Source organism: Pedobacter sp. ISL-64, assembly GCF_018613605.1.
Lineage (GTDB): Bacteria > Bacteroidota > Bacteroidia > Sphingobacteriales > Sphingobacteriaceae > Pedobacter.
In genome coordinates this window covers 127,717-149,697 of the sequence record NZ_JAGGPU010000016.1, presented here as the reverse complement: position 1 = coordinate 149,697, position 21,981 = coordinate 127,717, and the positions used below count along the sequence as shown (strand labels likewise).

The 21,981-nt window shown below is 39.1% G+C and carries 18 protein-coding genes and 2 tRNA genes; 13 read left to right on the top strand and 7 right to left on the bottom strand.

The window, feature by feature from the left end; translation table 11 throughout:
- Positions 1-39 precede the first annotated feature (39 nt).
- The gene (locus J7E57_RS19160) at positions 40-453 is read right to left on the bottom strand and encodes a cupin domain-containing protein (protein WP_215124659.1); all 414 of its coding nucleotides are present in this window, start codon (positions 451-453) and stop codon (positions 40-42) included.
- A 1,046-nt stretch (positions 454-1,499) separates the two neighbouring features.
- Here J7E57_RS19160 and J7E57_RS19155 point away from each other — a divergent pair.
- The 10 genes from J7E57_RS19155 to J7E57_RS19110 all read left to right on the top strand — a co-directional run bounded on the left by J7E57_RS19155 (position 1,500) and on the right by J7E57_RS19110 (position 8,549).
- Complete coding sequence (locus J7E57_RS19155; protein WP_215124660.1) at positions 1,500-2,363, top strand: AraC family transcriptional regulator; 864 nt, start codon at positions 1,500-1,502, stop codon at positions 2,361-2,363.
- Between the two features lie 19 nt (positions 2,364-2,382).
- A complete protein-coding gene (locus J7E57_RS19150; protein ID WP_215124661.1) occupies positions 2,383-2,757 on the top strand; it encodes an NAD(P)H-binding protein in 375 nt (124 codons plus the stop codon).
- Entirely contained in the window at positions 2,654-3,016 is a 363-nt protein-coding gene (locus J7E57_RS27490) for an NAD(P)H-binding protein (RefSeq protein ID WP_215124761.1), read from the top strand. The genes J7E57_RS19150 and J7E57_RS27490 overlap by 104 nt, the downstream gene beginning before the upstream one ends.
- Before the next feature lie 290 nt (positions 3,017-3,306).
- On the top strand, positions 3,307-3,867 hold the full coding sequence (locus J7E57_RS19140; protein ID WP_215124662.1) for a nuclear transport factor 2 family protein: 561 nt from the start codon (positions 3,307-3,309) through the stop codon (positions 3,865-3,867).
- A 5-nt stretch (positions 3,868-3,872) separates the two neighbouring features.
- Positions 3,873-4,259, top strand: a complete 387-nt coding sequence (locus tag J7E57_RS19135) for a nuclear transport factor 2 family protein (RefSeq protein ID WP_215124663.1) — start codon at positions 3,873-3,875, stop codon at positions 4,257-4,259.
- An 80-nt stretch (positions 4,260-4,339) separates the two neighbouring features.
- Entirely contained in the window at positions 4,340-5,410 is a 1,071-nt protein-coding gene (locus tag J7E57_RS19130) for an NADH:flavin oxidoreductase/NADH oxidase (RefSeq protein WP_215124664.1), read from the top strand.
- An 18-nt stretch (positions 5,411-5,428) separates the two neighbouring features.
- Positions 5,429-5,707, top strand: coding sequence for a putative quinol monooxygenase (locus J7E57_RS19125; protein WP_215124665.1), 279 nt, complete (start codon positions 5,429-5,431; stop codon positions 5,705-5,707).
- Between the two features lie 39 nt (positions 5,708-5,746).
- Positions 5,747-6,490 carry an SDR family oxidoreductase gene (locus J7E57_RS19120; RefSeq protein ID WP_215124666.1) on the top strand — a complete coding sequence of 248 codons (744 nt, stop codon included), beginning with the start codon at positions 5,747-5,749 and terminating at the stop codon, positions 6,488-6,490.
- A gap of 28 nt (positions 6,491-6,518) precedes the next feature.
- The gene (locus J7E57_RS19115; RefSeq protein ID WP_215124667.1) at positions 6,519-7,622 is read left to right on the top strand and encodes an NADH-dependent flavin oxidoreductase; all 1,104 of its coding nucleotides are present in this window, start codon (positions 6,519-6,521) and stop codon (positions 7,620-7,622) included.
- A 45-nt stretch (positions 7,623-7,667) separates the two neighbouring features.
- On the top strand, positions 7,668-8,549 hold the full coding sequence (locus tag J7E57_RS19110; protein ID WP_215124668.1) for a RimK family alpha-L-glutamate ligase: 882 nt from the start codon (positions 7,668-7,670) through the stop codon (positions 8,547-8,549).
- Positions 8,550-9,128: 579 nt separating this feature from the next.
- Here J7E57_RS19110 and J7E57_RS19105 read toward each other — a convergent pair.
- The 4 genes from J7E57_RS19105 to J7E57_RS19090 all read right to left on the bottom strand — a co-directional run bounded on the left by J7E57_RS19105 (position 9,129) and on the right by J7E57_RS19090 (position 12,146).
- Positions 9,129-9,202: transfer RNA gene (locus J7E57_RS19105), tRNA-Asp, on the bottom strand.
- Positions 9,203-9,398: 196 nt separating this feature from the next.
- Positions 9,399-9,472: transfer RNA gene (locus J7E57_RS19100), tRNA-Asp, on the bottom strand.
- Between the two features lie 103 nt (positions 9,473-9,575).
- Positions 9,576-10,649 carry a peptide chain release factor 1 gene (gene prfA, locus J7E57_RS19095; protein WP_215124669.1) on the bottom strand — a complete coding sequence of 358 codons (1,074 nt, stop codon included), beginning with the start codon at positions 10,647-10,649 and terminating at the stop codon, positions 9,576-9,578.
- Positions 10,650-11,396: 747 nt separating this feature from the next.
- Positions 11,397-12,146 carry a UDP-2,3-diacylglucosamine diphosphatase gene (locus J7E57_RS19090; protein WP_215124670.1) on the bottom strand — a complete coding sequence of 250 codons (750 nt, stop codon included), beginning with the start codon at positions 12,144-12,146 and terminating at the stop codon, positions 11,397-11,399.
- A gap of 512 nt (positions 12,147-12,658) precedes the next feature.
- Here J7E57_RS19090 and J7E57_RS19085 point away from each other — a divergent pair.
- From J7E57_RS19085 to J7E57_RS19075, 3 genes are all read left to right on the top strand, one after another.
- Positions 12,659-14,785 carry a prolyl oligopeptidase family serine peptidase gene (locus J7E57_RS19085; RefSeq protein WP_215124671.1) on the top strand — a complete coding sequence of 709 codons (2,127 nt, stop codon included), beginning with the start codon at positions 12,659-12,661 and terminating at the stop codon, positions 14,783-14,785.
- 366 nt (positions 14,786-15,151) lie between these two features.
- Positions 15,152-16,162 (top strand): NAD(P)/FAD-dependent oxidoreductase, encoded by a 1,011-nt coding sequence (locus tag J7E57_RS19080; RefSeq protein WP_215124672.1) that lies wholly within the window; start codon positions 15,152-15,154, stop codon positions 16,160-16,162.
- Between the two features lie 42 nt (positions 16,163-16,204).
- On the top strand, positions 16,205-16,531 hold the full coding sequence (locus J7E57_RS19075) for a 2Fe-2S iron-sulfur cluster-binding protein (protein ID WP_025141835.1): 327 nt from the start codon (positions 16,205-16,207) through the stop codon (positions 16,529-16,531).
- 440 nt (positions 16,532-16,971) lie between these two features.
- Here J7E57_RS19075 and J7E57_RS19070 read toward each other — a convergent pair whose 3' ends face one another.
- A complete protein-coding gene (locus J7E57_RS19070; RefSeq protein ID WP_215124673.1) occupies positions 16,972-19,578 on the bottom strand; it encodes a glycoside hydrolase family 2 protein in 2,607 nt (868 codons plus the stop codon).
- 111 nt (positions 19,579-19,689) lie between these two features.
- Positions 19,690-21,948, bottom strand: a complete 2,259-nt coding sequence (locus J7E57_RS19065) for a GH92 family glycosyl hydrolase (protein WP_215124674.1) — start codon at positions 21,946-21,948, stop codon at positions 19,690-19,692.
- Positions 21,949-21,981: the final 33 nt, after the last annotated feature.

The following is a 21,981-nucleotide window of genomic DNA, read 5'->3' as shown; positions in this document are numbered from 1 at the left end:
CTCCTTTAAAAATTTGCTTTTGCCCATCATTTTGATTGCTTAATTTTTGTTGGCTGCGTTGAACTCTTCATCAGTTACAGGGTTTAACCAAACTGCATTAGTTTCGCCTTCATAATTGGTAATGGCAATGTGTACCATTTTTTTTTCGGCGGTAGCTCCATGCCAGTGTTCTACATTTTCTGGTATGTTGATTACATCACCTTTTTTGATGACTTGAGCTGTTTTCCCTTCTTGCTGGTAAAGGCCCTCGCCTTCGGTTATAATCAGTACCTGCCCTTTAGGGTGCGTATGCCAGTTGGTTCTTGCCCCTGGTTCAAAAGTTACGCTACCCAACACAAAATTGTTGTTCTTGTCTTTTGCCAGAAGTGTCTGCAGATAAGCATCTCCCGTAAAATATCCATTGGTTAATTTTTCTCCTTTAGGGAAAAGAGCCGTGGTGTTTTCTATTATCATTTTTTCTTGATTTTTATTGCTATTGCAGGCCGTTATAGAGAATGAAATTCCCATTATAAAAGCTAATAACATTATCCTGAAAATTGTTTTCATTACAATGAGTTTGTCTTATTGTACCAATTCACGGTTATTTTTAGTTTCAGATTGCATTTCTCACTAACAGTACACAAAGTTCGTTACTAAAGCTTGCAATGCACTTATACAGAATACTGTTTTATTTACCAGTTTTACGGTTTTTGAGCTGAATAGACATGGCTGTGGCCCTGTTTACTTGATTTACGTAGTAATTATTCACCTAATTATTTTGGTTACCTCATTAAAAGAAGAAACGGATATTATAGCATAGGAATAAAATGACTACTCCACAACTTTTGGTATTGATCCTAATATTGGGACTGAAAAAATGAATGCTTTGGAGTTTCCAGAAAACGAAAAAGCCTGTAAACATTTAATTTACAGGCTTTTAGTTAAATTTAAAACTATTTTCGCGGCTGAACGGGGGCACAATCGAACCCCTAACTCAACTTTTATTGTTCATCAACGACCAAAATTCATCCAAAATAACTGATAATGAATCAGTTGAAAAAGCAAAGAAAATAGGCTTTGAAAAAGGATTACAAAAATATCTGGTAAAAAAGAAAAAAGGTGTGGGCCAAAAATGTAATTTTCGGTTTGAAAAAATGGTGGGCGGGAGCTGATCGAACACCTAAGATTTACTTATCGAATTGTAACATAGACGCAAAAATTTTTCAGCGGAATTAACTTGCAGCGATTCTCACATAAGAAGCGGGCGATTCGTTGAGTAGTTTTGAAGATCAATTACTACCTCAATAAGACAACACACCGTGAACTAATAAGTAAAAATATTTGAACTTAAAAGAACAGATTCATTTATAAAAGAGTTATAGATTTGTTTTATAATTGATTTGCAAGTATTAAAAGGTTCACTGCATTATCCTTATTTGTAACTTCCGGATCTTGAAGTCCTATGATCAAACATCAATTAAAAAAGCAATCCAAGAAGAGGTAGATTAAAAAATAAGTAAATGAAAAAAATGATTAAAGTTCCAACTTCATTGATTGGTTGTGATGCGCCGCAAAATGCATTGATGTTGGATGGCTGTTCAGTTATAGAGCAGTGTATACACAGCACGGAAGTTAAAGGAACAATGTACCTCGAACAACATTTACTGCTCATTGTGCTGGAGGGTTCAGTCATTTTAACTTATGGGAAACAGGAATATAAAGTTGGTAAGAACGATATGATTTTACTGAAGAAAGCAACTGCCGTAAAATATCATAAATTCGGGAATACTGAAAATGATAATATCTATGACAGTTTAATGTTCAGCATCAAAGATGATCTCCTGAAATCTTTTTTGTCAACTTCAGAAATTAAGGTACGTAAACCTGAAGGAGAGATAAAAACAGGTGTTTATCCAATGAACGAATGTCTGGTTGCATTTGCTCAATCGTTAAAGCCCTATTTTTTTGATCATTCTGTGGTGCATCCGGGACAGCTCCGTCTGAAAATTATGGAATTACTATATGATGTTGCGGAATGTAACCGAAATATGTTTTTACAGATCCTCCAGCTACATGAACCAGTACGCACAGATATACGTAACGTGGTGGAACAGCATTATGCTTCACCAGTCTCGGTCTCAGAATTGGCTTATCTTTCTGGTAGAAGTCTGTCTAGTTTTAAGAGGGATTTTCAAAATATATACAACGAAACACCCGCAACGTGGGTAAGAGAAAAGAGACTGGAAAAGGCGAAAGAAATGCTGGAAACATCGGTGATGTCTATTTCAGATATTTGTTACTCATTAGGGTTTGAAAATGTGTCCCATTTTTCAAGAATATTCAAAGAATTTCACGGACAGGCGCCAAGTGTCTTTCGCCATTAGATCATCAAAATATAAACTTATGAAAATATTAGTGATCGGAGCGAATGGTAGAGTTGGCTCACTTTTAGTAAATAAATTGGCTGCTCGACATCAGGTTATTGCTGGCTCACGGAATCCTGAACCAATAAATAATTCGGATAACATTGAGCATTTGTATATCGATTTATTAAGCGATGTGGATACTATTGCAAAAAGTATGAACGGAGTTGATGCCGTTTATTTTGTTTCCGGTTCACGAGGAAAAAATCTATTACAAGTAGACTTGCATGGAGCGATAAAAACGATGCAAGCTGCAGAAAAGGCGAGAATTAAGCGCTATATATTGCTTAGCTCTGTTTTCGCATTGCAACCAGCATTGGAAAGAATCTTTCCTAAGCAATTTAACAGACTATAATATTGCTAAACACTATGCTGACCTTTACCTTACTACCCAGACTAACCTGGATTATACCATTTTGCAGCCTGGCGCACTTAAAGAAGAACCGGGAACTGGAAAAATAGAGACAAATGTTACCAGTCCTGGATCTAACGCTATAGCCAATGTTGTAGACACACTTGTGGCGATATTGGCAAATAACTCAACAATTGGCAAGGTAATTCTGATGCATGACGGCGGTACTCCGATTAGTGAAGCCATAACTCCAAGGGGGTAATATATATCCAAACATTTTTAATGCTTAACCTGAATAGTACACCATCATGGTATGAAATAAGCATAAACAATCTCTCCATTGAATGTTATCTAAAACTGATAATCAGTCAATAAATCTTCCTATCCTTTTACATACTAAAAAAGGACTAATTAGTCAAAATATTTGAGCTAATTAGAAAAAACACCCAATTTTCATCATTGTACCTTTGTTATAGAAAAAGAGCTTAATAGTTCTGCTAATAATCAGTATGTTATGCTCATTTAGAAAACATTAATAAAACAAAACGATTTATGAAAAAGAATCATGAACCCAAAGGTCCTGTACAGGGCTTAGCAGAATTGAATATTGATGGATCACAAAAAAGCAGCAGAAAAATAGCGAGAAAACTGTTTTCCCCAATACCAACTGTACTGATATTCTCTGCGCTAACAATTGGAAGCTTATTAATTTCGTGTCAAAATAGTAATAATCAAAATAATAAAAAAGAAGTTATGCAAAACAATCAAGAACAAAAGGATGGAATCCTTAAAGCAATAGATTTATATGTTGAAGCGGGAAAAAAAGGAGACGGAAATATCGCGAAAGCAGCATTCGCCTCAACTGCAACAATGTCATGGTCAGAAAGTGGAGAATTGAAAAGTGTTCCTATTCAGGTACTGTTTGATGGATTTTCTGCAGCAGAGCCAATGGAAGCGAGTTATAAACTGATTACTTTGGATGTTGAAGGAGATGCTGCAATAGTGAGAATCGAATCACAATTTGGACCTAACAAATATGCCGACATGTTTACATTGGTAAAAGACGGTAGCGATTGGAAAATCATTAGTAAAATTTATCAGGTAATAAAATAGAAATCATGTCAGCAAATCAAAACATCAACACGGTTCAAGATTATGAAGATGTCTTGGCAGCAATGGAAGGATATGTCCAGGGACTGAAAACAGGAAATGTAGAAGATCTGAAAAAAACATTTCATCAGGATGCCATTATGTATGGTCATTTAGGCGATGACCTATCACAAGGCAGTATAGATAATCTTTACACCTACGTTGAGAAATTTGGCGCAGCACCAAACATCAAAACCAATCTGACGGTTTTACACAAAACACCTACTACAGCAATTGTTCGCGTTGAAATGGAACACGATGCTGCGGATGAAGATTTCACCGATTACCATTCATTGATCAAAATCAAAGGAGAATGGAAAGTTGTTGCAAAACTATTTCACCTGTACACTAAATAATCAAAAGTTCTTACGTTGAAGTTCTTACTGGGAGCAATATTTTGCTTCCAGCGGAGCTCTGCGCTTTAAAAAAAATAAAAATGTCAAAATTATTCAGTCCATTAACTGTCAAATCAGTCACATTTAGAAACAGAATCATTACTTCTCCAATGTGTATGTACATGGCTGAGGATGGATCTGCAATTGATTGGCACCTCGTTCATTATGGTTCCAGAGCAATGGGAGGAGCAGGTACAGTGATGCTGGAAGCAACCTCAGTTCGTGCAGATGGACGTATTGGCCTCGGAGATCTGGGGATCTGGAAAGACGAACACATCGAAATGCTAACTAAGATTACATCTTTTATCAAAAGCGCCGGAAGTGTTCCTGCTATTCAATTGGCTCACGCAGGTAGAAAAGGAAGTACCTGGGCCTCAGGCCGTGAAAGTCACCCTTTGATGCCCAATGAAGAAAATGGATGGGAAGTGATCGCGCCATCTGCAATTGCATTTTCACCAGAAATGCAAATACCCCGCGAGATGACCTTACAAGATATTGAAGATATTCAACAAGCGTTTGTAGATGCTGCAGTTAGAGCTTTAAAGGCTGGGTTTAAACTGATTGAAATCCACAGTGCACACGGTTATCTGATCAATGAATTTTTATCTCCTATCCCAAATAAAAGAACCGATCACTACGGGGGAAGTATAGAAAACAGAGCAAGGTTCTTATTTGAAATTATTGACAGAGTAAAAGCAGTATGGCCTTCGGAACTTCCAATTGCTGTACGTATTTCGGCAACAGACTGGATTGAAGAAGGATGGAACATTGAGGACTCATTGTGGTTGAGCAGAAAATTATCTGAGAAGGGAATTGACATTGTTGACGTTTCTTCAGGTGGTACGGTTCCAGATGCAAAAATTACAGTCGGTTCAGGCTATCAATTGCCATTTGCAAGCACAATCAAACGCGAAATTAAAGATCAAATATTGGTTGGAACAGTAGGTATGATTACCAATGCACACCAGGCCGAAACGATCTTGACCAATAGAGATGCCGACCTTATTTTTATAGGCCGTGAACTTTTGAGAAACCCTTATTTCCCTTTAGAGGCAGCAAAACAGCTTCGTTCGGAAATCCCTGTACCCAAACCTTATGAACTCGCATTTTAATATTAAGAGACAAATTTTATGAGTATTTATTTAACTGTTGTTGTAAAAGCAAAGCCTGAGCATCAGCAAGAAATCAGGAACCTTTTATATAGTCTTCCGGAATTATCCAGGAAAGAAGATGCCTGCATTGAATATGATGTTCACCAGAGCATTGATGATGAAAACATCTTTATTCTAAATGAAAAATGGCAAAGTCTGGATGGGTTAAGTCATCATAATGAACAAACTTACTCAAAAGAGTTTTTTGCAGCTTTCGACAAATTACAAGGGCAACCAATCATTTATCGATCCAAATGATTCTGAGCAGCGTTTTTATTGTTTATAAAATTTAGAAATATGAAAAAATTAAATGAATCTGTAACGATTATTACCGGAGCATCTTCCGGAATTGGTGCAGCAACAGCATTAAGACTGGCTAAGGAAGGAAGCAGAGTTATTTTGGTATCCAGAGCTGATGATAAAATAGAAAAAGTTAAACAACAGGTTGAGGATGAAGGTGGAAAAGCAGAGCTTTTTGTTGCAGACGTTACAGACATTGAGCAAATGAAAGCTATGGTGGAGTTTGCTATCGAGAAATATGGAAGGATAGATAACCTGGTAAACAATGCCGGCCTGATGCTTTTTTCACAATGGAAAGATGTTGCGGTGGATGAATGGAATGCGATGATCGATACAAATATCAAAGGGTATTTAAATGCCATTGCAGCAGTACTTCCTAAATTACTGGAGCAAAAATCAGGTCATATTCTCAATATGGGATCTGTGGCAGGAATCAACATTGATGTGGGTGCCGGAATTTATCACGGAACCAAATTTTTTGTGCGGGCAATAACTGAAAGTTTGAGAAAAGAAGTCTCTGTTCATAAAGGCATCAAGATAAGCCTGATCAGCCCAGGAGTCATCAACACGGGATGGGCAGATAAAGTTACCAACAAAGAAGGAGCAGAAATTGCAGTTCAATTAAATAAACAAGCTATCGAATCAGATGATATTGCCAACGCAGTGCTGTTTGCATTTAGCCAGCCGGATAATGTTAACGTGAATGACATAGTGATCAGTCCAACTACACAAGACTGGTAGTAATTAAAAACAGAATAATTTTTACGTAATGAATAAATACAATAATCTATTTGTTCCCTTATTATTGGGGAACGGTATTACTTTGAAAAACAGAATTGTAATGTCGCCCATGACCACCTGGGCATCTAATGACGACTTTACTATATCTGATGAAGAAGTCGAATATTATCGCAAAAGAGTAAATGGTGTAGGATTGGTAATCACTGGATGTACACATGTTACAGCAAATGGCATAGGTTTTACTCACGAATTTGCAGGGTATGACGATACATTTCTTCCAAGTTTGAAGAAGTTGGCGAATGCCGCCAAAAGTGGTGGAGCACCGGCAATTTTACAGATGTTTCACGCAGGTAACAAAGCTATTCCTTGCCTTATTCCAAATGGCGAAGTGGTAAGTGCAAGTGCAGTTCCAAGCGGACCAATAGTGCTTTTTGAAAAAGAAAATCTTCCCAAAGAATTAAGTGCAAATGAAATTCTGGAAATCATCAAAGCATTTGGTGATACCACCAGAAGAGCAATTGAAGCCGGTTTTGATGGCGTTGAAATTCATGGCGCACATGGGTTTTTGCTTCAGAATTTTATATCTCCATTTTTCAATATAAGAAACGACCAGTGGGGAGGTTCTCTTGAAAATCGTTTGCGACTGAGCCTGGAAATTTTAAAAGAAGTTAAAAATATTGTTTCAAAATATGCCGATCGTCCTTTTGTGATAGGTTACAGAATTTCACCTGAAGAAATGCCTCGGCAGAGCTACGGACTTCCAGAAACATTCATGCTAATGGATAAGTTGATTGAGGAAAAAATAGATTATTTGCATTTCTCTTTATTGGATGCTGTCAATCAAAAACCGATTGATTCAGAATTTTCAGATGAGCCAATATCAGTTGTACTTAACAATTATGTTAATAACAGGGTTCCTGTTCTTGTTGCCGGAGGTGTTACAACACCTGCAATGGCTGATCAGGTTGTAGGTTATGGTGTATCGATGGTGGCAATTGGCAGAACTTTGATCGTTAATCCGAATTGGGTAGAGTTAGTTGAAAATGGAGAAGAAGAAAAAATAACTTCAATTCTTAAACTTGATACAGTGGAAGACAAAGAGGACAAGTTAGCCAAAAAGAAAGTTGCTTAGGTTGCAGTAAAAAAGCTTAGGTTAACGATATTAATTTAATCACCAATGAAAATAGCATATATAACTTATAACGGAGCGCTTAAATATTCATCAGCAAATGGCTTTAATGAAAATGAAGATTTGCTGCCATTTTTGGAAAACAAAGGCTTGGATATATCCTCAGAGATATGGGACGATCCCCTTGTTGATTGGGAGAAATACGATGTGGCCCTATTGAAAACTCCCTGGGACTATCATCAGAAATTCGAACAGTTTAAGCTTTGGCTTGAAAAGATTGAATCTTTAAATATCAAGCTGCTGAATGACTATCAGACTGTCAGGTGGAATATGGACAAGCATTACCTAGTAGAGATTGCAGCATCTGGTTTTGATATCATACCATCCATATTTCTTGAGCAGGGCTGGAATGAGGCGCTGATACCATTATTTGAAAAATTGGGGTCTGATAAAATAATCATAAAACCTTGTGTAAGTGGTGGTTCAAGAAATACAATTGTTCTGGATAAGAACTCGGACATTGAAGATAAAGATCGTGTTTTAGCGCTTGTGTCAGAAGGTGATTTTATCGTTCAGCCACTAATGCCACAAATCCAGGAGGGTGAATGGTCTTTTATCTTTTTCGATGGCAAGTATAGTCACACCATAATAAAGAAGCCAAAAACCGGCGACTTTAGGGTGCAACAAATCTTTGGTGGAACAATAGAAATTGCATCACCAGACCAACAATATATTGACAATGCTGCTTTGTATGTTTCGAAGTTTGCAAAGGATGCCCTCTACACACGGGTTGATGGTTTAATGGTTGATGGTAACTTTATGTTAATGGAGATTGAACTGGTAGAGCCATTCCTGTATCTTTCTTATCATCCAGATGCCCCAGAGCGTTATTTCCATGCCCTTCTTAAACATTTAGCCAAATTCCAATAAAGCGGAACCATTATAAAGACACAATTAACGGATCAAGCAAAAAAGTTGTGGATGAGGTATTTGTGGATTGGGAATAGGAAAACAGCGCTAGTAGTGCTTGGCTACTGTAGTCCCGCCTTCCACTTTACTCCGCTGCGCTTCGTGCTCGTTTCAGTCAGGTTTAAATAACAAAGACAGTGGTTTTTGGCTGGATTTCCGCCTGAAAATTGGTTCAAGGTTTAGTTCATTTTCTTCTTAACATCCTGACTCCGGATTTTCGGTCTTTCGGACTTCTTCTGTACAACCCCAGATCAATAGCCCCTACAGCAGCGAAATCCTTTTGGCTTGCGGTTCATGAGCAGTATAGATCGAGTTTCCAAAAGATTGGAGTGTATGGAGGGAATGCCATTGTTCGTAGCAAGCCATTGCGCTCCAAATTAATATTAGCTCCCAAATTTACGCTTGATCCACAACTTTTGGTATTGATCCATACAAATCCTTTTTCTTGCGAAAAAATGAATAATTTGGAGTTTCCAGAAAACGAAAAAGCCTGTAAACATTTAATTTACAGGCTTTTAGTTAAATTTAAAACTATTTTCGCGGAATGGACGGGACTCGAACCCGCGACCTCCTGCGTGACAGGCAGGCATTCTAACCAGCTGAACTACCACTCCTTTTGTCCGCTTTAAAGTTCGAACCTCTTCCCCTTTCGGGAATGCAAATATAGATACTATATTCTGTTTATTACTATTTCAGGCAACATTTTTAGCTATAATTACGTAACCACCTGACCCTCATTCTAAATAATTTAATTTGAAAAGGTTATTAAACAAAAAAGCCTCAACTTTTTTCAAGTTAAGGCTTTTATTGCGGAATGGACGGGACTCGAACCCGCGACCTCCTGCGTGACAGGCAGGCATTCTAACCAGCTGAACTACCACTCCTTTTGTTCTTCTTTAAAGTTCGAACCTCTTGTCTCTTTCGAGTTTGCAAATATAGAGACTATATCTTAATTCGCAAACTTTTTTTTAAAAAATATATAACTCCCTATCCTACAGCACCTTCCTGCATCTTTTCTGCATTTTCAGCAAACTGAAGGGCACTAATAATCTCCTGAATATCGCCATCCATGATCGATGGAAGGTTATACATCGTTAATCCGATACGGTGTTCGGTAACCCGTCCCTGTGGATAATTATATGTTCTGATCTTTGCCGAACGATCTCCTGTGGATACCATTGTTTTACGTTTAGCGGCAATATCACCATTCTTTTTCTGTAATTCGATATCGTAAAGCTTGCTACGCAACATCTCCATCGCAATAACACGGTTACCCAATTGCGATCGCTCTTGCTGGCATACCACCACCAAACCCGATGGCTTGTGCGTTAACTGCACCTTGGTTTCCACTTTATTTACGTTCTGTCCACCGGCACCGCCTGAACGCGAAGTTTGCAGTTCGATATCTGCTGGGTTAATGTACAGATCAATTTCTTCAGCTTCTGGCAAAACAGCTACAGATGCCGCCGAAGTATGTACACGCCCTTGAGTTTCGGTATCAGGTACACGTTGCACACGGTGCACGCCACTTTCGTATTTTAACTGACCATACACATCATCGCCACTCACTTTTAAGATCACCTCTTTATAACCACCGGCTGTACCTTCAGTTACATCAACAGTTTCTACTTTCCATCCCTTAGTTTCGAAATAACGGGTATACATGCGGTATAAATCGCCAGCAAATAAAGCCGCTTCATCGCCACCAGTACCACCACGAATCTCGAATACCGCGTTCTTAGCATCTTCAGGGTCTTTAGGAATCAACATCAAACGGATATTGCTTTCCATTTCTTCCTGCTGCTTTAAAAGCATATCCAGTTCTTCTTTTGCCATCTCACGCATTTCAGCATCTTTCTCAGTAGCTAAAATTTCTTTGTTGGCATCAATATTACTCATTACATTTTTGTAGATTTTATATTCGTCTACAATCTTGCCCAAGTCTTTATATTCTTTATTTAAAGCCGCAAAACGTTTCATATCCTGAATTACATCCGGATTGCTCAACGATTCTTCCACATCTTCCCAACGCAGCTTTATAGCTTCTAATTTATCTAACATATTTATTCTTGTTGAAATTTCCTGACGGTCGGTATAGGCCCAAAAATTCAGGAAATGCAAAAATAAGGAAAAAAGCTGAATTAGTTTGTTTAGGATTAGCGGTTAATTGGCCAGGCGCTTGAGTATAAATTGAAATGTTTATAGTTTAATTAGAAAATGAAAGGTTCGTGCCAGTGGCCGTCAGTAGCCCCGCTATCACTTCAAGTCCTCGCTGCGCTGTGGGCTTTTCATTTTATCGGGTTTAGAAACAGAGGGGGTGCTGCTAGGCGAAACGCAACCTTTAATAGCAGCAGGAACCTACGTAACTAAACGGGATTGAAGAGGCAGCTCCCGATTTTCTTTTAAAATCGGGACTATAACGAAAAGCTCGGCTAACATTAAACTGATCCACAGACATTGCTTTCCAAAAAAGAAAGCTCTTCATCTACGCTGCAGGTATGAAAAGGAATTTACAGTATTATCGAATGGTTTTTGGAAATGAACAGTTCTGTGCATATGGCAGCCGGTAGCCCCGCTATCAATCAAGTCCTCGCTGCGCTGTGGGCTTTTCGTTTTATCGGGTTTATGAATCGAGGGCGGTGTAGCTAGGCGAAACCCAACCTTCAATAGCAGCACGAACCCGCCTACCTAAACGGGATTGAAGTGGCAGCTCCCGATTTTCCTTTAAAATCGGGACTACAACGAAAAGCCCGGCTAACATTAAACTCAGCTATAGACATTGCTTTCCGAAAAAAATGAACTTAAAAATTAAGCATCTGGGTTATAATACTCCAATTTTAAATCCACACCATCAAAAACCCCATAAGAATTATAGTTGAGCCATTCGCCAATATTAACATACCGGCTCCCATTACCCAAATCGATATCGAGCGGTAGGTGCCTATGTCCGAAAATAAAATAATCGAAATGCTCCTTATGCAATTGCTCTTTGGCATAAATGGCCAGCCATTCTTTATCCTCACCTAAAAAAACTTCTTTTTCAGTTTGTGCAGCCCTACTACCCTGGCTCCATCCATTGGCAATACCAATACCTAGATTCGGATGCAAACGGGCAAACAACCATTGGCAAACCTTGCTTCTAAAAATCTTTCTCAAGAATTTATATTTGTTATCCCCTGGCCCTAAACCATCGCCATGGTGCAGGTAAAATTTCTTACCGCTACGCTCCATGACCATTTCATCGCTGATGATTTTCATGCCAATTTCCTGCGTAAAATAATCGCGCACCCACATGTCATGGTTACCTTTAAAAAAATAGATTTTTATCCCGGTATCGGCCATGGCGGCCAACTTACCCTGTAAACGTATAAATCCCTTCGGAATTACTTTAGCATACTCGAACCAGAAATCGAAAATATCGCCCATTAAAAACAGTTCGCTGCAATTCGGCTCAATAAAACTCAGCCAACTTACAACACGCGCTTCACGGGCACGGCTTTCGGCATAATTTGGCGTGCCTAAATGAAAATCGGAAGCGAAATAAATATTCTTAACCATGTACAAATTCAAAGGTAAGGCAAAAAGCTGAAAGACTATAATCTGTGCAATCTCAAAATCTGCGTAATCATCCCTTAAGGAAAAAGCTTAAAGACTAAAGCAGAAAGACCAAACATAAAGACGAAAGCTTAAAGACCAGAGGCTAAAGCAAGAAAACTAAAATCGCCTTAACAAATCGGTGTGATCCCTAAATCTGTGTTTCCGTGGCAAAAAAACTTAATACCCTTAATTTCTCAATGATGAGATCCCCGAAAACAAAAAGCTTAAAGACTAAAGCAGAAACACCAAAGACTAACATAACGAGCCAAACTCCGTGTAAATCTGTGTTTCCGTTGCAAAAAACTTAATGTCCTTAATTTCTCAATGATGAGAACCCCGAAAGCAAAAAGCTTAAAGACTAAAGCAAGAACACTAAAACTAAAATCGCCATAACAAATCGGTGTAATCTCTAAACCTGTGCAATCAACCCAAAGAAAAAAAAGACATATATTAGTAAACAAATCTTATTAAAGATGAAAAAACAAATTGTATTGAGCTTATTTGCATTAAGTCTTTTCGCCTGCAACCAAGGCAAAAAACCTGCAGAAAAAATAACATTGATGAAATACCCTGAAACAAAAAAAGACAGCACAAAAGATAATTATTTCGGAACAACCATTGCAGATCCTTACAGATGGCTAGAGAATGATACCTCAGCTGAAACAAAAGCCTGGGTTGTAGCCGAAAATAAGGTTACTCAAAACTATCTCGAGCAGATCCCCTACCGTACTGACATTAAAAAGCGCTTAACAGCATTATGGAACTACCCTAAAGAAAGTGAGCCATTTAAGGTTGGCGAATATTATTTCTTCGCCAAAAATGACGGGCTTCAAAACCAAAGCATCTGGTTTATTAAAAAAGGGTTAGATGGCAAGGAAGAAGTTTTTCTCGATCCAAATAAACTTACAAAAGACGGAACGGCAGCCATTTCGATTTTGGGCTTCTCTCACGACAAAAAATACCTGGCCTATTCGATTGCGCAAGCAGGATCAGACTGGAGCAATATTTATGTAATGGAAATAGCCAGCAAAACCAAATTAGCTGATGAACTAAAATGGACGAAGTTCTCTGGCGCAGCATGGAAAGGCGATGGTTTTTATTACAGTAAATTTGATGAACCTATTAAAGGAACTGATCTTTCTGCCGCCAATAAACACCAAAAAGTATATTTCCACAAATTGGGAGAGGAACAGAAAAATGATCAATTAATTTTTGAAGATAAAACCAATCCAAATCTATATTTCGGCGCCAATGTTACCGAAGACGAACGCTTTCTGGTGGTTTACGCCAGCGCTGGCACTTCGGGCAATGCATTATACTATCAAGATCTGAAAGCACCAAACAGTAAAATTGCCTTATTGGTTAAGGGTTTTGAAAACAACCACAGCGTTATTGATAATATTGGCGATAAGCTATTGGTAAATACCGATCTGGGCGCTGAAAACAAACAGGTGGTTTTGGTCGATCCAAAAAATGCAGGTCCTAAAAATTGGCAGAAAATCATCCCCGAATCTAAACTGGCACTAGAAGGTATTGGAACTGGAGGAGGATTTCTATGGGCATCCTATCTAAAAGATGCAAGCACCAATATTATACAGTTTGATTTAAGCGGAAAGAAAATTGGCGACGTAAAACTGCCAGCTATTGGAACAGTTGGAAGCTTTGGCGGCTACAAAGAAGATAAAGAATTCTTTTACACCTTTTCTAATTTCACTACTCCCGGTACTATTTACCGTTACGACATCAACAAGAGCGAATCTATATTATATAAAAAATCTGGACTCCAATTTAATACCGATAACTACGAAACCAAACAGGTGTTTTATCCATCGAAAGATGGCACCAAGGTACCTATGTTTATCGTATCAAAGAAAGGGATCAAGCTCGACGGTAACAATCCTGTTTATTTGTATGCCTATGGTGGTTTTCAGGTTAGTTTAACACCTGGATTCAGTCTATCTCGGATGCTATTTTTAGAACGTGGCGGCATTTACGTACAGCCTAGTTTACGTGGCGGAAGCGAGTATGGCGAAACCTGGCACAAAGCCGGTATGCTATCAAAAAAACAGAACGTTTTCGACGATTTTATTGCCGCAGCCGAATATCTGGTTAAAGAGAAATACACCAATCCATCTAAAATTGCCATATCTGGTGGCTCAAACGGCGGACTGTTGGTAGGTGCCTGTATGACCCAAAGACCCGATCTATTTAAAGTGGCGCTACCAGCTGTTGGCGTTTTAGACATGCTTCGCTACCATAAATTTACTGTGGGCTGGGGCTGGGCAGTTGAATACGGAAGTAGCGACAAAAAGGAAGATTTCGATTACCTGATTAAATATTCGCCGCTCCATAACCTAAAAAGCGGTGTTAATTATCCGGCAACATTAATAACAACAGCAGATCACGATGACCGCGTAGTACCTGCACATTCATTTAAATTTGCAGCAACCCTACAGGATAAATATAAAGGCGAAAACCCGGTTTTAATTAGGATCGAAACCAAAGCAGGCCATGGCGCAGGCAAGCCTACAACGAAAGTGATTGAAGAAGCGGCTGATGTATGGAGCTTTGTGTTTCAGAATTTAGGGATGAGTTGGTAGCGCATTTTTTGTCATTCTGGGCTCCATAGATGGTCGTCATCTCGACTGGAGCGTAGTCCCGAACTTTCGGGAGAGAGATCTATAATCGATTTCCCGACCTACGTTGCACTCCGCTCGAAATGACGATATCTTGCAGTAATCATCACGAAAAATTATGCTCCTAATATAACACCATCCCATTTCCCACTAAACCTATAGACCAATTATAATTTGCTTTAAACTGCTAAAAACCCTTAACTTTTGTTTTTACCCAACGCAAAGCATATAAAATACTGAATACAACAGGATTACAAAATTATCTAGAATATTTCTAAATAACAGGATTGATAATACTTTATTTTGTAACTTTGCGTCAAATTTTTTTTAATGATCACTACTGATATAGCCGTAATAGGCGCTGGTCCGGTTGGCTTATTCGCCATTTTTGAAGCCGGTTTATTAAAAATGCGTTGCCATTTAATTGACTACCTGCCTCAGGTTGGTGGTCAGCTGTCTGAAATTTACCCTAAAAAACCGATATACGATATCCCAGGTTATCCTTCTGTGTTGGCCCAGGAACTTATCGATAACTTAATGGAGCAGGCAAAACCTTTCCATCCAACGTTTACTTTAGGCGAGCGTATTGAAGGTTTAGAAAAGCGTAGCGAAGCTGATTTCGTTTTAACGACCAATATGGGTACTGTTATCGAAGCCAAAGTTGTGGTAATTGCAGGTGGTTTAGGTTGCTTTGAGCCTCGTAAACCTGCTGTAGAAAATTTAGAGAACTTTGAGAATGGTAAAGGTGTAAACTATATGATCCTTGACCCAGAGAAGTACCGTGATCAGAAAATGGTGATTGCCGGTGGTGGCGACTCTGCTTTAGACTGGACCATTTACCTAGCAGAAGTTTGTTCTGAATTAACTTTGGTGCACAGAAGTGAGAGTTTCCGTGGTGCTCCAGATTCGGTTGCTAAAGTAATGGCATTGGCAGAAAGCGGTAAAATCAATTTGATTTTAAATAGCAATCTTCAGGCGGTACAGGGAACCGACAAATTAGAACAAGTTGAAATTGTGCAGAACCGTACCATGGAAAAAACGGTGGTAGAAGCCGATCACTTAATTCCTTTGTTTGGTTTGAGCCCTAAATTAGGTCCGATTGAAGATTGGAACTTAAATATCAACAAAAGTGCAATCGAGGTTAACGTTGATGATTATTCGACAAACATCCCTGGAATTTATGCCATTGGTGACATCAACACTTACACCAATAAACTAAAATTGATTCTTTGTGGTTTCCACGAGGCTGCATTAATGAGCCACAGTGCTTATTCTTACATGAACCCAGGGGTGAAATATACCATGAAATATACAACTGTAAACGGAGTTTCAGAATTTTAAGCTTTCTACTATATTTGTGAATCAATATAAGTAAGCTAAAAAATGGAAAACAATATTAATATATACATGCAAGAGCCGGATGGCTCGGTTACTGAACACGTTGCACCAACAGACATGGGTTTAAGCCTGATGGAGTTTCTAAAAGCATCAGAGTACGATATCCTAGCTACTTGTGGCGGAATGGCCTTATGTGCTACCTGCTGCGTTGATGTGTTAGAAGGCGAAGAAAAACTTAACGAAATGACAGACGATGAGTATGCCATGTTGGATACTTTGCCCGATCTGTTACCAAATTCGCGTTTAGCCTGCCAACTGCAGTTAAACAACAATATGGATGGATTAAAAGTGAAATTACACGGCGTAAGTTAAGTTGTAAAACATATTAAAGAGAAAGGCGATTCCTAAAGTGTCGCCTTTTTTACTTTATAGGTATAGCTCAGAGTACGAATTGTAAATGGCTAATATAAAATTATAAATTAATCTGGGCGTTACCCAATCCCGTGAAATACGGGAAAGGGTCGGGCTTTTCAGGGCTGCGCTTCGCTCCGGTACCGATGAAGAATCGGTACTGAACCCTTACAATCCCTAACGCGGATCCATCGCGATCTCGGAATTTCGTTCAGCGCCCGCTGTTGCTAAACCTGATAAAGCGTAAAGCCCGGAGCGAGGCACGAGTGAGGACTTGAAGCGATAGCAGGACTACGATCCGCCACGACGACAGAACCCATCATTTCCAAAAAAATTAATTCAGCTAGGTTTTCAACCCAGTGCATTAAGATTGCTTCGTACCTCGCAATGACGACTCTTCGCTACTGAATATTTACCTTCTGCTTCTCTATATTCCAGCCATACACCTCTACTGCCAGGTTATTTTGTTTCCCTGTATATTCTACAATTATCGTTTTGCTTTCGCCAGGTAAAATACTCACGTAGTTATCATCATAAAAAGCAGGGAGTACACGTTCGCCAGTATTGCCATTTATTAAAGCAACACGGTTAAAAAACGCTACCGGATTGCCATTTGCATTGGTTAAAGTAACTGCTACCTTGCCGTTTTTCTGATCAACTGCTGCAACTTTTATTGGTGTTTGTTTGATGCTTTTTAAGCCCGAATATTCACCATCCTTACCTGGAAGCCAATAAATATTCTCGCTTAAAATATTTTGCTTTTGATCTAAAATCCTTAAAGAAACAAATACACCTTCTTTTTTATCCAGCTTGGTTAAGAACTCGTTCATAGGAAAAAGTCTTCTCACCGAAGATGGACCAACCGAATTGAAGGCCTGAGAGTAGAAATAATCTTTTCCGTCCATATCATAAGCTTTCGCCTGTACCATCAGGTTGTTTTTAGTGCTAAAGCTATTGTTTACAATGGTAACCATGCTATCCAAAGGGTTCATCATCACATGCAAAGGTTCACTTCCTTTCCTTAAGCCATATAAACAGGCATTAGGATCAAGGTAATAATCATACATCTGTCCACGCATGGCTGTCCAGGGGTTTTGGGTTTTCCAGATGATAGAACCGGTATACCAGTCCCACATTTTGTTCGAGAAACCTTCCATTAATGCTCTGTATTGATCGTAGTTGGCCAATTGTGCTTTCATTGCAAAATCTTCTGCGCTTTTTGGCCTACCGTATGGATTAAGGTATTGCTCGTAAGAGATATATTTATGATAATCCCATACCGAATCGGGCTTGGCTTTGTATTGCGGCGCAATCAGGTTTTCTTTTGGGATAAAGCGGAGCAGGGAAACGTAGTCGCCTACCCCTACCGATCCTACTTCCGAATTGTAAGGAAATGTTCTGGTACCCCAGAAAGTTTTAATATCCTGTATGCCGTATGGACCATCACCGTTCCCTCCAATGGAATTGAACGACATTTCATCGCTATTAGAGAAATCAAAAAGTTTTCTTGTGCCATCCAGGCGTGGCAGGATATCATTTTTTAAGGGTTCTAAAATATCTTCTGGCGGTGTAATTTCGTTTCCTCCACACCAAAAAGCCAGCGAAGCATGGTTCCTGATCATTTTGATCTGATCTTCAATGGCTGTTAAGGTTAAATTATGATCATCCGGATAATTTCTGCGCGTCCATTGATCTTCTTTTTTCATTGGATCTACCCATCGGCCGTTGCAATCGCCACTAAACCAAAAATCCTGAAAAACCAACAAACCATATTTATCACAGGCGTTGTAAAACTCAGGTCTTTCTAAAATTGCTCCTCCCCAAATCCTGATCAGGTTGAGGTTCATATCTTTATGGTAACGCACTTCAGCATCGTAGCGGGCATCGCTAAAACGGAGCATCGCATCAGAAATAATCCAGTTACCACCCTTAATAAAAATCTTTTGCCCGTTTACAAAAGCGCCCATACTCTTGGTGTGCTCGTTCCAGATATTATCTATTTGGCGAACCCCCACTTTAAGCTGTTCTTGATCCAAAACCTGATTGGCTGCTATAAATTCTATCTTCACATCATACAGGTTCTGCGGCCCGTATCCGCTTGGCCACCATAACTTAGGGTTGTCGAGCTGTAAATCAGGAAGTTTAACCGTAGTGGTTTTATTGGCTGCGATAGTCGCAGGCTGTTTAATCAGCTTCCCAGCAATTTGATATTGCAAAGTACCCGAAATAGTCTGACCTGTAGGGTTTTCTACTTCAACTGAAACTTTAACGGTAGCCGGATTTTGTTTTCCTTCTGGTACGCGCTTGCCTGGGACCAAGGTAATTACCTGTGGATTCAGGATATTGATGCTTTTTGTTTTCTCGATGGTCACTTTATCCCAAATACCCGTATTACGATCACGCGTAGGCTGAATCCAATCCCAGCCGGCGGTGTATTGTGTGGTTAAACCTTTGGCAATAGTGCCATCACCACCCTGGCCACCGTTCGGGTTACCCGGAAAATCCGGAGGATAAACAATTACGGCCAGCCTGTTTTTCCCGTTTGAAGATAAAAGTTTAGTGATGTTATACTGTGCCCTTAGGTGCATACCCACCTGGGTTTTTGGATTAACTTTTTTTCCGTTTAAATAAATTTCGGCTTTGTAATTTATTCCCCTAAACTGCAGCCAAACTTGTTCGTTACCCGCCGCGCGCTCCTCAAAATCTTTTACAAACCAATAGGTGTAATAATCGTTACCGGTTTTATACACATCAGGAATTTTCTCATTGTTCATTCCATAAAATGGATCGGGTACTTTTTTGTTGTTCAGCAAAGTAGTTAATACTGTTCCTGGTACAGTTGCAGGCATCCAACTGTTAATCGAAAAGCCTGTTTTCGAAATTTCTGAACCAGTAGATTTAGCATCTTTGATATTGGTACATACCCAACCCGAATTTAGTTCATAGCGCTGTTGTGCATTTACGGTCAAAACCGAACAGAGTAAGAGAAGTAGGAATATTTTCTTCATTATTATTAAATTATTGAGTGATTGATTTATTGAATGAGAGAATGTTTTATTTACTGAATGAGAATTTTCACTATTGGTATAGTAAGCATTCAATCATTTTCAATTTAATCATTACTTAGTTGAAACTGGTCTGTCTTCTTGTTTTACCCCCCAGGTTGCTGATGGTTTATTGCCCATATAAATTTGCATATTTCCGCCAGTTATCATGGTTTTATGCAGGATATATGATTTAGTATAAGCTTTGCCATTCAGCACAATTTTCTGAATGTACTTATTCTCCGCACTATTACCCACAACCTTTATATTGAATTTCTTATTCCCAGGCAGCGAAATTATCGCATCATTAACTAATGGCGTTCCGAAAACGTAAGCCCCGTTTGCCGGATTTACAGGATAGAAACCCATTGCCGAGAAAACATACCAGGCACTCATTTGACCTACATCTTCGTTACCACACAAACCATCCGGTTTTGAAGAATAAAAATCTTTGTCGATTTTACGGATCAGATCGGCAGTTTTCCATGGCTGGCCTGCGTAAGTATATAAATAAGGAATGTGGTGATTGGGTTCATTTCCCTGCGCATAATTACCGATCAATCCGCTAATATCCGGCGAACCGTTGGTTCCCAAATCTAAGGGTAAGGTAAATAGCGAGTCGAGTTTGTTGATAAAAGCTTTATCCCCTCCAAAAAGATCAATCAATCCTTCTACATCTTGCGGTACTAACCAGGTATATTGCCACGCATTCCCTTCTACATAGTCATCTTCACGGTGTTTGGATGAAAAAGGATCAAACGGGCTTCTCCGGTTTCCGTTTGCAAGTTTACCACGCATAAACTGAACGCTCGGATCGAAATATAAACTATACAGTTTCGATCTTTTGCTAAAGTAAGTGTAATCTGCTGTTTTATTCAATGCCTTAGCCATTTGTGCAATGCAATAATCATCAATAGCATACTCCAAAGCCTTACCCACTGATTCGTTTATTTTATCGGCAGGAATGTATTTAAGCTCCTGAATGTATTCGATGCCATCTGTTTTCTGCATGGCCGATTGTTTTATCGCTTTGTATGCCAGATTTACGTCGAAGCCACGGTATCCTTTTAAATAGGCATCAACAATAACCGGAACGGCATGGTAGCCCACCATAGTATTGGTTTCGCTTCCCATTAAATGCCAAACGGGTAGTTTACCCTGTTGTTTATAGATGGCCAACATGGTATTTACCACATCGCCTACCTTATCCTGGTGCAGGATGGTGTACAATGGATTAGCCGCACGGTAAGTATCCCACAATGAAAAGGTGGTGAGGTTATTGAAATTTGCCTTTTTGTATACCTTTTTATCTGTACCGAGGTAATCTTTGTTTACATCGTTAAAAAGTGACGGGGCCACCATGGTATGGTACAAAGCAGTATAAAATACCTTTTTGGTCGTATTTGAAGCCTCAATTTTCACCTTGGCCAGTTCTTTCTCCCATTTCGCATCACTGTTTTTAACTGTGGTGGTAAAATCCCAGCCTGGCAACTCTGTTTTTAGGTTTAAAATGGCATTTTCAATGCTTACCGGAGATAAAGCAACTTTAATCTGTAGTTTATCATGATTAATGGCATTGAAGTTTACCGCTGCTTTTAGTTTTTTGCCAGATAATTCTGTACCACTTTTAACGGCTGTGCTATCATATAACGCAATACTTTTAATCGGTTGTGAAAGTTTAATTACAAAATACAAACGCTGATCGTTGGCCCAACCTTTCGAATTACGATGCCCTACAATAGTGGTAGCATCAAGCTGTTTAAATGATGCAGATACAGGTGCGTCCCAGCCTATACCTTCTATCAAATCAATAATGATATGTGGGTTTTCGGCACCTTTTTTAAAAGTATATTGGTGAAAACCTACTCTTTCAGTTGCTGTTAGTTCGGCTTTAATCTGGTATTTATCAAGCAATACACTGTAATAACCAGCTTTGGCTATTTCATTTTGATGCGAAAATTTAGACAGGTAGCCGTTCTGATCTTCGGCTGTTTTACCTTTCTCGAGCAATAATTTACCAGTTGCAGGCATGATCGAAATATCGCCCAGATCGCCGATTCCGGTACCACTTAAATGCGTATGTGCAAAACCGGTAATGGTATTACTAACATAATTATACCCACTGCACCAATCCCAGCCTTCAAAAATGTTGTTCGGCCCCAGCTGAACTGCACCAAAAGGAACATTTGCACCTACAAAAACGTGACCGTGTTTTGCCGATCCGATTAATGGATCTACATACCGGGTAAGTTTGGTGTTCTGCTGCGCAGCTGCATTAAGGGAGAATAGAGAGGCTGTTAGAAATAGAATAGACGAGGTTTTCTTGAACTGCATGTGTGCTTATAATTTCTTACATTAGAATATAAA

Excerpts from the sequence above, each read along its gene's own strand:
- J7E57_RS19125 (WP_215124665.1), top strand. The coding sequence starts at position 5,429 with ATGAGTATTTATTTAACTGTTGTTGTAAAAGCAAAGCCTGAGCATCAG.
- J7E57_RS19115 (WP_215124667.1), top strand. The coding sequence starts at position 6,519 with ATGAATAAATACAATAATCTATTTGTTCCCTTATTATTGGGGAACGGT.
- J7E57_RS19085 (WP_215124671.1), top strand. The coding sequence starts at position 12,659 with ATGAAAAAACAAATTGTATTGAGCTTATTTGCATTAAGTCTTTTCGCC.
- J7E57_RS19080 (WP_215124672.1), top strand. The coding sequence starts at position 15,152 with ATGATCACTACTGATATAGCCGTAATAGGCGCTGGTCCGGTTGGCTTA.
- J7E57_RS19140 (WP_215124662.1), top strand. The coding sequence starts at position 3,307 with ATGAAAAAGAATCATGAACCCAAAGGTCCTGTACAGGGCTTAGCAGAA.
- J7E57_RS19070 (WP_215124673.1), bottom strand. The coding sequence starts at position 19,578 with ATGAAGAAAATATTCCTACTTCTCTTACTCTGTTCGGTTTTGACCGTA.
- J7E57_RS19110 (WP_215124668.1), top strand. The coding sequence starts at position 7,668 with ATGAAAATAGCATATATAACTTATAACGGAGCGCTTAAATATTCATCA.
- J7E57_RS19065 (WP_215124674.1), bottom strand. The coding sequence starts at position 21,948 with ATGCAGTTCAAGAAAACCTCGTCTATTCTATTTCTAACAGCCTCTCTA.
- J7E57_RS19160 (WP_215124659.1), bottom strand. The coding sequence starts at position 453 with ATGATAATAGAAAACACCACGGCTCTTTTCCCTAAAGGAGAAAAATTA.
- J7E57_RS19155 (WP_215124660.1), top strand. The coding sequence starts at position 1,500 with ATGAAAAAAATGATTAAAGTTCCAACTTCATTGATTGGTTGTGATGCG.
- prfA (WP_215124669.1), bottom strand. The coding sequence starts at position 10,649 with ATGTTAGATAAATTAGAAGCTATAAAGCTGCGTTGGGAAGATGTGGAA.
- J7E57_RS19135 (WP_215124663.1), top strand. The coding sequence starts at position 3,873 with ATGTCAGCAAATCAAAACATCAACACGGTTCAAGATTATGAAGATGTC.
- J7E57_RS19120 (WP_215124666.1), top strand. The coding sequence starts at position 5,747 with ATGAAAAAATTAAATGAATCTGTAACGATTATTACCGGAGCATCTTCC.
- J7E57_RS19075 (WP_025141835.1), top strand. The coding sequence starts at position 16,205 with ATGGAAAACAATATTAATATATACATGCAAGAGCCGGATGGCTCGGTT.
- J7E57_RS19130 (WP_215124664.1), top strand. The coding sequence starts at position 4,340 with ATGTCAAAATTATTCAGTCCATTAACTGTCAAATCAGTCACATTTAGA.
- J7E57_RS19090 (WP_215124670.1), bottom strand. The coding sequence starts at position 12,146 with ATGGTTAAGAATATTTATTTCGCTTCCGATTTTCATTTAGGCACGCCA.
- J7E57_RS19150 (WP_215124661.1), top strand. The coding sequence starts at position 2,383 with ATGAAAATATTAGTGATCGGAGCGAATGGTAGAGTTGGCTCACTTTTA.